Raw genomic sequence first — 10,022 nt, 5'->3', positions numbered from 1 at the left:
CAGAACCTGTGCATCGCCCTGGGGATCCGGGAGCGCTGTGCCATGCCAAGTGCGGTGCGGGCGTGACGTGTCACCTGCACGCTCGCCGAACCGTGATGGTCCGAGCGTGAATCTGGCGACGGGAGGGCTCGGCGGAGCGCTGCGTTGATCGCGGCCGGGGCACACCCGGGGCGCGGCGCCGAAGGTGAGGGCCGGGGGAGCGGACCGCTCCGGGGCGAAGACGGCGGGCGCGCCGAAGACCGCGGGGTCCCGGTTGGCCGCCGCGACGTCCAGCAGGACCAGATCGCCCTCGGCGATCTCCATTCCCGCCACCCGCGTCGCCCCGGCCGCGACCCGGCGCATCGTGTGGACGGGAGGATCGTGCCGCAGTGTCTCGGTGAGCAGGGGCTCGGCCGGGAGCGGCTTCGTAGCGGTCTCGGCGGTCTCGACGGACGGTCGCGGGCAGGACGCCGCGGCCTTCTCGGCGTGCTCGACGAGCGTGCCCGTCGCGTCGCACGCCTGGACCAGCACCGATCCGGTTGGCGGCGGCCTCCCACGCGGGCTCCCACGCGGGCTCCGACGGGGCTGGTCGATCGGGTCGCGCCGCGTCCCCGCCCTGGTGGCCGACCGCCAGCGCGCCGGGCAGCAGCCAGGCCACCGCCGCGTCGGCGCTCGCGCGCGTCGCCGGATCGTCGGTGCCGAAGTACGCCCTTGCCACGGTGGCGACGGCCGCCGCCACGGCGTCGGGTTCCGTGAGGCCGATACCCTCCGCGAGGGCGCGGACCGCACGCAGCCGGGGGTCCGCGTCGGCGGCACCGGGGCCCGGTGCGGCGGCGGCGCGGCGCAGCGCCGCCGGATCCAGCCGGGCCAACTCCGCCTCCACCAGGGCCCGTCGGCGGGTGTGCTCCGCGCCCGAGCTGAACCGGGAGACGTGGGCCCGCAGCCACGCCGTGGTCCCCGGCGGACCGTCCTCGGCGGGAACCGGGACGAGGCGCGGGTCGGCGAGCGCGGCCTCGACATCGGCGTAGCGGTGGAACGCGTGCACGGAAGCGGTCATGCCCCGAACGCTACGGCCGGGACGACTCGGTCCCGGCCGAAGTGTCCCGGCCGTCGCGCGACCGAGCCGACTGCGGCGCTGCCGAAGTGCGTCCGTGCCGTCGTGCCCGGTTCGACGGCTTCCTGCCGACGTCCTCGGTCGAGGCTCGCGGCTTCCCCCAACCCCCCGTTCAGGAAGTGGCGTGTCGCGCAGGGTCCCGCCCCTCGCGGCCCGCCCCGCCCCCGCGGGGTCCAGCGCCCCCCAACCCCCGGTGCTCAGCGTCCCAGAAACGCCTCGAGCATCGGGACCAGTGCCGTCGTGCGGCGCGTCACCTGCAGGTGCGTCGTCGCGGGCAGCACCGCCAACTCGGCGTTCGGGATGAGGCGCAGCACGTCGGCGGCGTGCTCGATCCGTACGAAGTCGGTGTCGCCGATCACCATCAGCGTCGGGGCCGCCAGCGCGCGCAGCTCCTCGTCGCTCCAGCCCGGGTGGGAGTGCGCGGTGGCCGTGCACTTGGCGAGGAGCTGCTGGAAGTGGTCCGGGTCGGGGGCCGTCGCGGCGTACGCGTCGGCCATCTCCTGGAAGTCGGCCTCGCTGGGCAGCCGGGCCGACCCCCAGCGCTGCACGGGGTGGAGGATCTCGTCGTAGTAGCCGTCCGGGCGGTACTCGGTCGAGGCGATCACCAGCCTGCCAACCCGCTCGGGCTGCGCGACGGCGGTCTGCAGGGCCGTCAGCCCGCCGAGGCTGAACCCGAAGAAGTCGGCCCGCTCGGTGTCGAGTTCGTCCAGCAGCGCCAGCACGTCCGCCGACAGTGCGGGCACGGTCATCTCGCGGTCGATGTCGGCCGTGTGCCCGTGCCCGTGCCCCTGCAGCTCGACGGCGATGACCCGGCGGGTCCGCGCGAGCGTGGGCAGGAGCGCGCCGAAGCAGAGGTCGATGGTGAGGCACCGCCGTGCAGCAGCAGCAGCGGACGGTCGGCACCGGCCCCGGCGGCCGTGCCGGTACCGGATTCCGGTCCGTGCACCTCGTAATACATCTCCAGGCCGTTCACCTTGGCGTAGGAACCCTTGTGCTGTGCGGTCATGACGGCCGTCCCGTTCGGTGGTGGGTGCTGACACGAGTGTGGACTGTCCCGTCCGCGCGAACTCATCGCCCCGGCCGTCGCGGATCTCACCGGGGTCCTTCCGCCGCCACCGCCTCCTGTGTGTCCCCGAACAGGCTCGCCTGGAGCTGGCTGAACAGGAGCTCGTGGTAGATCTCGGTAACCATGCCGTAGACGGTCGCGACGACTTGCCCACAGATCCCGGTCCACACGCCGAGGTTGGCTGAGGACTGGACAATCCGCGTGTCATGGTCGCACGACGCAAGTAGAGCCTTGTCGCCCGAATAATTGCCCCCACCGCGCAGGGCGTCGATGGCCTGCTGGAAGGCCTCGGCCTGGGCCTCCACCTTCGCGATGGAAAGGGTGTAGAAGGTCTTTTTCTCCTGCTCGGCCCAGCGGCCAGCCCGTTCGATCCACGCCGCAGCCGAACCGTCGGACGGGTACCCGTCGCGCTCGAACCCGAGGAACTCCGTCAACTCGGTGTGGCCGACCAACCGGGCGAGCCTGCTCGCCTTCAGGACGACCTCGGACGCCTTCAACCGCTTGAGCTCGATGTCGGCCAAGAGCTCGTCCGCAACGCGGATCGCTTCTTCCTGTCGCCCCACTGGTCTGACCGCCCGTCTGCTCGAACTCTGCCGGATAGCTGTCGTACCACGCGAATCCGCCACTTCTGTGCCGATTTCTCGGCCACGACAGCTTCGGCGAATCCACCCATGAACGGCCTCCGTCTGCCGTGGGCGGTGACGGGAGTGGTGCCTGCCTCGGTCATGGCGCACATCATCCCGTCCCGTCCGCGCCGCTCGCTGTGGATCGCCCGGCGGGGCGACCGCGGTAGGCGGGGCCGGCCCTTCCGCCGACGACGGCTCCCGCTCGAACGGACTGGCCAAAGGGGGCAGCTGGGCCCGCCACACCAGCGCCCGCTCGGGATCGGCCTGCGCCACGTCGCGCAGCGCCTGGTTGACGATCCGTTCGCGCTCCCGCCGGGGTTGATCGGCACACCAGTGCACCACCACGGGGGCGAGGCCGAGCAGGCCCGCGAGCACCGAGCACAGCACCAGCGGGGCCAGCGCGTCGAGCGCACTGTGCTCGAACAGAGCGGTGGCCCCTGCGGGCAGTGTGGTGATGGCGGCTTGGAAGGTGCGGGAGGGCATGGGGGCTCCTTGGCGAGCGTGTAGGTGTGGAACAAGAGGGGCGGTAGGGGAGTCGGACGCTAGAGAGCGCGGTAGTTAGCCGCGCAACCCCCGGAAGCGGCGACGCGGATGGTCGAAGAGCACGGCGATGTGACAGGTGGGTGTGGCGATGGCCTGAACCTTGGGAAGGTTCAGGCCATGGACGTGCGGACAGCCGAGCGGCAGCCACGCACACTGCGAGGGGCAGCCCGCCGCACAACTAGTGCGTTGGTGGGCTAGCTCCGCCATGCCCCGGGCTGTCAGCGGCCAGCGGGGATAGGTGATGCGGCTGTACGGCGTTGTGACGCCCGCAGAAGGTGGCGCTGGGCAGGGACCTGGCGGGGCCCCTGTCGGCTGAAGGCCAGATTCAGAGCCCTTGGGGGCCTTCTGTCGCCGGGAGTGGCCTTTCCGTGGTGGGGGTTGACGGGGTAGGGCGGGCCTGGTGTATGGACGGCTCACCCGCTGGAGTTATGGGGTCGACAGGCTCATTTGTAGGGGTGATGAGAGCGCCACATCGCCTTGTAGGAGAAGGGCTTGCAGCCCGGTCGTGGGTGGGGAGGGGCGGTTTTGTAGGGCAGAAGGCTTGGTGGTGCACATTGTTTGATGAGGGGGAAGCCCGTCAAAGACCCGCTGAGCTGCACGGATACGACGCGCGGGGTACCAGCCGGAGCGGCGGTGAAGTGGCCGGAAAGCGGGTGAACTCCGGCTAGAAATGGCGGGGCAGGGCGGTCAGGCACCGTGAGGAGACCGTTAGCCACATCGAGGTTGCTTTTGCCGAACTCATGGGAGAGCAGGGGCTTCCTCTGAAGCTGGCCGGGTGAGTCGATCGCGGAGTGTCGGCGCCCGTCGCACTGTCCTTCGCGTGTCGCCGTCCGGGGCCGCCGCCGCCAAGCGATCGGCCGCCGTCCGCAGGGCACCCGTGATGCCGGTGTTGGCGGCCCGCTCGAACCAGACCAGCGCCTCGTCCCACCGCCCCGCCGCCAGACCCTCGGCCGCCATCATCCGTGCCCCGGACGGGGGACCAGGCAGACGCTCCGCTTCGGGAAGCCGTCGGTGAGCTGATCTTCACATCGGCCGGGGAAGCCGGCCCCCTACACTCGGTCCCCGGTGCTCGGCCGAAGGGCCGGGCAGTCGCCGAACAGGGAGCTTCGAACCGTGAGTCCAGCGCGTCCAGCCGACATGCCGATCTACGACGCGCTGGTGGAAGAGCTGGGCGATGTTCCGGCGGAGGCGCGGCTGACCGCCGAGCGGACGCTGCGGGATGTGGGCCCCCTGATGGACTTCCGGCTCGGTCCGGCCCCAGCACCCTCCCGGTTGCCGCAGCGTGCCTCCGGCCACGCGGTGCGGCCGCACCCGTGACCAACCGATGTAACACCTTCGGCCGCTGCTGCGCCCCACTGAACAGACCGGCGGGTCCCGGTGGCGGTTCCGTGCATCCCCCATGCCGGATATCCGCCTGCCGCTCGGATACGAGCGAGCCCGCCCGGGAGCGCGGGTTCCCCCCGTGCCCGCGCCTGCCTGTGCGCTCGGACCCGCCGGTCATCCCTGAAGGACGTCGAGGACGGGCGCGCGTGTGCTGATTGCGGACAGGTACCGGCTGGACGAGCCGCTGGCCCGAGGCGGCATGGGCTCGGTCTGGCGCGGAGTCGACACGACCCTGCACCGGCCGGTCGCGGTCAAAATCTGACGCTGGAGGGCGATGCGACCCTGACCGAGCGGTTCCACTGGAGGCGCGGGCCACGGCCCGCCTGAACCACCCCAACCTGGTGGCCGCCTACGGCTTCGGCAACCACGACGGACGCCCGTACCTGGTGATGGAACTCGTCGAAGGCCGAAGCCTTACCGAGGAACTCAGGGCGTGTGGCCCGCTGGAGGCCGCCCGCGCCGCCGATGTCGCCGCACAGACCGCCCGCGGCCTGGCCGCCGCCCACCAGCAGTCCGTCGTCCACCGGGACATCAAACCCGGCAACCTGATGCTCGCCACCGACGGCACCGTGAAGAATAGACTCTCCTTGTCAGGAGCACGGCTTCACGGGGGGAGTGAGCGTCGTGGGTGGGCAGCGGGGCACTATGCCGGATCCGAGCAAGGCGGCGGATCTGGCGGAGTTCGTCTGCTTGCTGGGTGAGTTGCGGGCCTGGGCGGGGATGCCGTCGTACCGGGTGCTTGCCAAAAAAGTCGGACCGCTGATGCGACCGGCGCGAGTGGTCTCAACTTCCACGGTCGAGGACGCCTTCAAGACCGGACGCAGTCGCCTGGACCTGGACCTAGTCGTGGGAATCGTCCGGGCGCTGGGGGCAGACGAACCCGCGGTTGATCTCTGGCGCACGGCATGCATCAAGGTCCACGGGCTGGCCAGGACCGGCGGCCCAGTCGGGGTCTTCGGTCAACTACCCACGGATCTAGCGACGTTCACCGGGCGCCGTGAGGAACTCGCGCGTCTGATCGCTGCCGCGACGCAGCATCACGACCGCGGCGTTGCGAACACGGTCATGATCTCGCCGGTCGAGGGCATGGCCGGGGTCGGCAAGACCCAGCTCGCGATCCATGCCGCCCACGAACTGGTACGTACAGGGTGCTTCACCGATGTGCAGCTGTATGTGAACCTGCGCGGCTTCGATCCCGATCTGCCGCCCGCGGACCCCTCCGCGGTGCTGGAGGCGTTCCTGCGGCAGCTGGGAGTAGCCGCGCAGCAGATCCCTGAGAGTCGGGACGAGCGGGCGGCGATGTACCGCGACCGAATGCGGGATCGTCGTGCCTTGGTGCTGCTGGACAACGCCGCCGCCGAGGAACAGGTCCGCGACCTCATCCCAGCCGGGCCCACATGCATGGTCCTGATCACCAGCCGCCGTAGTCTCGCCGGACTCGACGGTGCCACCCCGCACCTGATCGACACTTTCACCGAGACCGAAGCGCTCGACCTGCTCGCCCGGATCGCCGGACACGACCGTGTGGCCGCCGAACCCGAAGCTGCCGCACGCGTCATCGAGTACTGTGACCGGCTCCCACTCGCCCTGGCGCTCACTGCCGCCCGGTTCCGCTCCCGGCCCGCCTGGTCCCTCGCGGTCCTGGCCGAGCGGCTGGAAGCGGGCCGCCTTGAAGAGATTCGCGCCGGAGGCCGTGCACTGACCCCGGTCTTCGACCTCTCCTACCGTGATTTGCCTGATCCACTACGCAGGACGTTTCGCCTGCTGGGCCACCACCCGAGGCACGACTTCACGCCGTCTATGGTCACCGCTCTGGCTGAAGCCGGGTCTCCCGCAGGGTGTCGGGGTTGGTCAGGATCCACCCGGCGACGGTCCGCGGCGACGGTGGTCGGGCGGCCGGTGCGGTCGGGGTGGTGCGGAACGGTTGCAGGTACGCACGGACGGCGCCGTAGCCGCCGCGGTAGCCGTGCGTCTTGATCTCTCCCCAGAGGGTCCAGGCGTTCGTGCAGCCCTTGGCCCAGCGCTCGCTCAGGTACGGCTTGAAGTCGTCGAGCTTGGGCCGGCGGTTTTGCCACTGTCCCTGGAACAGATCCTCCGGGGTGGCGGCATCCGCCAGCCGTTGGACGGTGCGGTAGGTCATGCCGAGCTGGCGCTGGATAGAGCGTCGGCTGTGGCCGGCGGTCAGCAGCAGCGCGGGCGCGGTGTCGTCACCCGCGTTGGGCGGTATTTCTGCCTCACCGGCCGGGGGGGGGCGGGTCGGAGAAGTTTCCGGAGGCTGCGGGGGCATGGTTTCGGGGTCCTCCCAGTCCGTCGGGGTCCAGGTGGCCGTCGGGTCTTTCCGAGAGATATCGAGCCGGTGATGTGCCTGCGCGGCCCAGGGGTGTTTGATCTCCTCATACAGGAGCTGTGCTTCCTGCCAGGCGTGTCGGGCCTTTTCGATCTGGCCGGCGGCAGCGTGGGTCTCGCCAGTGCCCATGAGCGCGTTGGCTTGGAGGAGAATGTCCGCGAGGAGGATGGCGAGCTGTTGCTCCTCGCGGTAGAGGTCGAGTGCAGCGCGGTGGTTCGTGGCGAGCAGGTGGTACCAGGCGAGGCTTCCGATGGCCACGGCCTGGTGACGGTGGTCTTGGACTTGGCGGAAGGACAAGAGAGCTCGGTGGGTGTCGGCAACGGCCTGAGCGAGGTTCCCGAGTCGCTGGTGAATCACGCCGCGGTTCATCAGGGCTATCGCTTGAGCGCGTTGCCCGTCCGGGCTTTGGAGCAGGCTGATCGCCTGGGTATAGAGGGAAACGGCGTGGTCTTTGTTCCCGCGCTGCGTTTGGACTGCGCCGTAGTCGACCAGGGCCGAGCCCTCGCCAGTGGGGTCGCCAATCGCACGATAGATGCGCCTGGCTTCGAGAAGACAGCGCTCGGCGTCGTCGAGGCGGTCCGTCCTGAGAGGGCGGTATGTAAAAGATTTGCCTGATTTCTCTCTGTCGCGGGATTGACCTGCAGGGCAGGGCAGTTAGCGGGCCTCCCGCTGCTCTCGCGGCCTGAGATCGAGACAGAAGGCTGTCGCAGCCAGGACTCAGCGGCATACTGCCGTCATGAGTGAGGAATCGGCACGGCTGGCGCGAGCCCTCGTCGAGTTCCGTGAAGCCGAGGGTATCTCGGAGCGCGAGCTCGCACGACGTACCTGGCTGAGTCACGCGACCCTCCGGACCTTCGAACGCGACCGTGGGGACCTGCCCACTCCGACCGTTGCCCGCAGTTTCGAGGAAGTCCTCGGCTGGGCTCCGGGGAGTATCAAGGCCACCCGTCCGAGGCTACGGTGAGTCATCGGCCGATTCGAGCTCAGACCTTGGGTAGGCGAGCTGGTCAGGGCTGTTTGCCGGACGGATACGGTCGTGGCAGGGCGAACCGGCCGGGTTCGGGCTCGGCCAGGATGTTGCGCCCGGTCAGGCGCTTGAGCTTCAAACGGACGTTGTTGATGTTGTTCGGAGCCGGGTCCAGGTCCATCGCCTCGCACACGCCCCGCGCCCGCAGCGGACCGCCTGCCTGGGCGAACACCACCATGATTTCCTGGTAGGCCGCCCCTTCCGGCAGCTCCGCGGCGGACGCCGACAGCGCGGGCGGGGCCGGGTCGGACACCTCCAGCAGCGTCTTGCGGGTGATCCGCACCGCCTCGGCGGCCCGGCCGAGCTCGTCCAGCACAGCGGTGAGCCGCGTGATCTGCTCACGGGTCTCTTCGGCCTGCGCGGCGATCTCCCGCTCGCGCTCCTCCAGACGTACCACCACCGCCCCCAGGGTCAGGTCCCCGCTGGTCATGCGCCGCGCCATGACGTCGCGCCACCGGTGAGCCGACGGCCCATCACGTCGCTTATCGCCCAGTAGACCCGGCCGAGGCGGGGCGGTGCTCGTAGTCGCGTACCAGCCGCCGGTGCAGCATCAAGGTCCCGTTCGTCTGCTCCACTCGCCAGCGGATCGGCTGCGGGACGAACCCGGTCTCGGCCGGGTTGCGCTCGACGACTTCGACGTCGATGCCCACCTGCTGACCGTGGTCCACGACGGTCTTCTTGAACCCCTGGTCCACCAGTGCCTTCGTCACGGTGCCGCCACTGCCTGCTGCGACCTTGTCGAGCAGAGCGGTGCCGAAGGCGTTGTCGTGGACGGAGGCGGCCAGCACGACCACGGCGATCACCAGGCCAAGCACGTCCACGGCGAGTCCCCGCTTGCGGCCGGGCACCTTCTTCGCCGCGTCGCGTCCCGTCGTCTCGGCCGGCACACCGGCCGCCGCGTGCAGGCTCTGGGTGTCGAGCACCACCAGGCTGGGGTCGGCTAATCGGCCCGGCGAGTTCGCTGTACGGCGCCTCGGCGGACGGCGGGTGCGGGGGGATTCGTGTCACAGCGGCCGCCTACCTGCCGGCTGCGGCGCGTACGGCGGCCTCGACCAGGACCTGGGCCAGGCGGCGGCCGCCGCCGGCCGCGGCGATGGTGGCAGCGCCGATCGCGCCGCAGCCGCCGAGCAGGGTGAAGACGGAGCTGATCGGGGTCCCTGTGGTGAACAGGGCGGCGCCCAGGCCCAGGACCGTGAGCAGGAGGATCAACTGGTGTGGGGCACCGAACGCCACGGCAGCTGCCGCCGAGGGTTCGGGGATGTGAGGCAGGTGTCCGGCCTTACTGGGACTGAGCCGAGCACACGGAGCGGCTGGATACCGACGCTGTATGAAACAGTCCAGCCCCCGTTCGCAGCGACCGCTGCGGCACACCCGACAACAGGTTGAAAAAGGCTCAGTTACTGGACCTCAAAAGATCACTCGGCGCCAGTCCGCCCCCTGCTCGTTACCGGTAGTCCTCGGGATGGGACTGCATCCATGTGTTGATCTTGTCGCGGGTGCCCGTGAGGAGGCTCTGGTGCTTCTTCAGGTTCGTGAACGAGACGTCACCGCCGAGCGTGGTCTGCATCTGCGTAATCCACGCGATCGGCTTGGCGAAGTGGCTCTTGCCGTCCGGGCGCGCCTTCATGGCATTATCCAGGTCGTCCAGGTTCCGCAGCAGTCGGTCGAGGAAGTAGTCGCAGTTCCCGGGCGTGCCGCAGTTGTCGTTGTAGGTCGCTTGGAGCACCGCGAAGGCGTCCCGCACCTCCATCGGCGCGGCCCCCGGCGACGCGTCCGTCGTCGGGTAGACAATCGACGCAGAGGCACTGGGCTGCGCCGGGACCGTACCGGCTGCCGCCGGGGACGCGGCCACAGTCACCGGCGTACCAGACGCAGGCGTGGAAGCGCCCGACGCGCTCGAACACGCGGCCAGGACAGGCGCGATCAGCAGAGCCGCA

The 10,022-nt window shown here is 70.0% G+C and carries 10 protein-coding genes and 3 pseudogenes; 4 read left to right on the top strand and 9 right to left on the bottom strand.

Annotation, left to right across the window (positions count from 1 at the left end; all coding sequences use genetic code 11):
• The 3 genes from AB0M29_RS38780 to AB0M29_RS38770 form a co-directional block, all read right to left on the bottom strand.
• Nucleotides 1–510, bottom strand: a 510-nt coding sequence (locus AB0M29_RS38780) for a cytochrome P450 (protein WP_365391513.1), incomplete at its 3' end; no start/stop codon positions are given.
• Nucleotides 511–1,290: 780 nt separating this feature from the next.
• Nucleotides 1,291–2,133 (bottom strand): alpha/beta hydrolase, encoded by an 843-nt coding sequence (locus AB0M29_RS38775; protein WP_365391512.1) that lies wholly within the window; start codon nucleotides 2,131–2,133, stop codon nucleotides 1,291–1,293.
• Nucleotides 2,134–2,185: 52 nt separating this feature from the next.
• Nucleotides 2,186–3,268: a hypothetical protein gene (locus AB0M29_RS38770; protein ID WP_365391511.1), complete on the bottom strand. Its 1,083-nt coding sequence runs from the start codon at nucleotides 3,266–3,268 to the stop codon at nucleotides 2,186–2,188.
• Between the two features lie 1,173 nt (nucleotides 3,269–4,441).
• On the opposite strand from AB0M29_RS38770, the gene AB0M29_RS38765 reads away from it, so the two are divergent.
• The 3 genes and pseudogenes from AB0M29_RS38765 to AB0M29_RS38755 form a co-directional block, all read left to right on the top strand.
• Nucleotides 4,442–4,645: a hypothetical protein gene (locus AB0M29_RS38765; protein ID WP_365391510.1), complete on the top strand. Its 204-nt coding sequence runs from the start codon at nucleotides 4,442–4,444 to the stop codon at nucleotides 4,643–4,645.
• A gap of 407 nt (nucleotides 4,646–5,052) precedes the next feature.
• Nucleotides 5,053–5,412: a protein kinase gene (locus tag AB0M29_RS38760; RefSeq protein WP_365391509.1), complete on the top strand. Its 360-nt coding sequence runs from the start codon at nucleotides 5,053–5,055 to the stop codon at nucleotides 5,410–5,412.
• Nucleotides 5,357–6,268 (top strand): annotated as a pseudogene (locus AB0M29_RS38755) (NB-ARC domain-containing protein); the annotation flags it as partial. The gene AB0M29_RS38760 and the pseudogene AB0M29_RS38755, both read left to right, overlap by 56 nt.
• A 247-nt stretch (nucleotides 6,269–6,515) precedes the next feature.
• Here AB0M29_RS38755 and AB0M29_RS38750 read toward each other — a convergent pair.
• Entirely contained in the window at nucleotides 6,516–7,316 is an 801-nt protein-coding gene (locus tag AB0M29_RS38750) for a hypothetical protein (RefSeq protein ID WP_365391508.1), read from the bottom strand.
• 207 nt (nucleotides 7,317–7,523) lie between these two features.
• Nucleotides 7,524–7,592, bottom strand: a pseudogene (locus AB0M29_RS38745) (hypothetical protein); the annotation flags it as partial.
• Between the two features lie 202 nt (nucleotides 7,593–7,794).
• On the opposite strand from AB0M29_RS38745, the gene AB0M29_RS38740 reads away from it, so the two are divergent.
• A complete protein-coding gene (locus AB0M29_RS38740; RefSeq protein ID WP_365391507.1) occupies nucleotides 7,795–8,022 on the top strand; it encodes a helix-turn-helix domain-containing protein in 228 nt (75 codons plus the stop codon).
• Nucleotides 8,023–8,065: 43 nt separating this feature from the next.
• Here AB0M29_RS38740 and AB0M29_RS38735 read toward each other — a convergent pair whose 3' ends face one another.
• From AB0M29_RS38735 to AB0M29_RS38720, 4 genes and pseudogenes are all read right to left on the bottom strand, one after another.
• A complete protein-coding gene (locus tag AB0M29_RS38735; protein ID WP_365391506.1) occupies nucleotides 8,066–8,515 on the bottom strand; it encodes a hypothetical protein in 450 nt (149 codons plus the stop codon).
• Nucleotides 8,512–9,032, bottom strand: a pseudogene (locus AB0M29_RS38730) (transposase); the annotation flags it as partial. The gene AB0M29_RS38735 and the pseudogene AB0M29_RS38730, both read right to left, overlap by 4 nt.
• A gap of 70 nt (nucleotides 9,033–9,102) precedes the next feature.
• Entirely contained in the window at nucleotides 9,103–9,318 is a 216-nt protein-coding gene (locus tag AB0M29_RS38725; protein WP_365391505.1) for a hypothetical protein, read from the bottom strand.
• Between the two features lie 211 nt (nucleotides 9,319–9,529).
• Complete coding sequence (locus AB0M29_RS38720) at nucleotides 9,530–9,943, bottom strand: hypothetical protein (protein ID WP_365391504.1); 414 nt, start codon at nucleotides 9,941–9,943, stop codon at nucleotides 9,530–9,532.
• Nucleotides 9,944–10,022 lie beyond the last annotated feature (79 nt).

It is taken from the genome of Streptomyces sp. NPDC051976 (assembly GCF_040680795.1).
GTDB lineage: Bacteria > Actinomycetota > Actinomycetes > Streptomycetales > Streptomycetaceae > Actinacidiphila.
The sequence above is the reverse complement of the archived record's forward strand: the minus strand, read 5'-3'. Positions and strand labels throughout refer to the sequence as shown.

What these genes read in the sequence shown, in the direction of transcription:
- AB0M29_RS38770 (WP_365391511.1), bottom strand. Translation starts at nt 3,268, where the DNA reads ATGCCCTCCCGCACCTTCCAAGCCGCCATCACCACACTGCCCGCAGGG.
- AB0M29_RS38740 (WP_365391507.1), top strand. Translation starts at nt 7,795, where the DNA reads ATGAGTGAGGAATCGGCACGGCTGGCGCGAGCCCTCGTCGAGTTCCGT.
- AB0M29_RS38735 (WP_365391506.1), bottom strand. Translation starts at nt 8,515, where the DNA reads ATGACCAGCGGGGACCTGACCCTGGGGGCGGTGGTGGTACGTCTGGAG.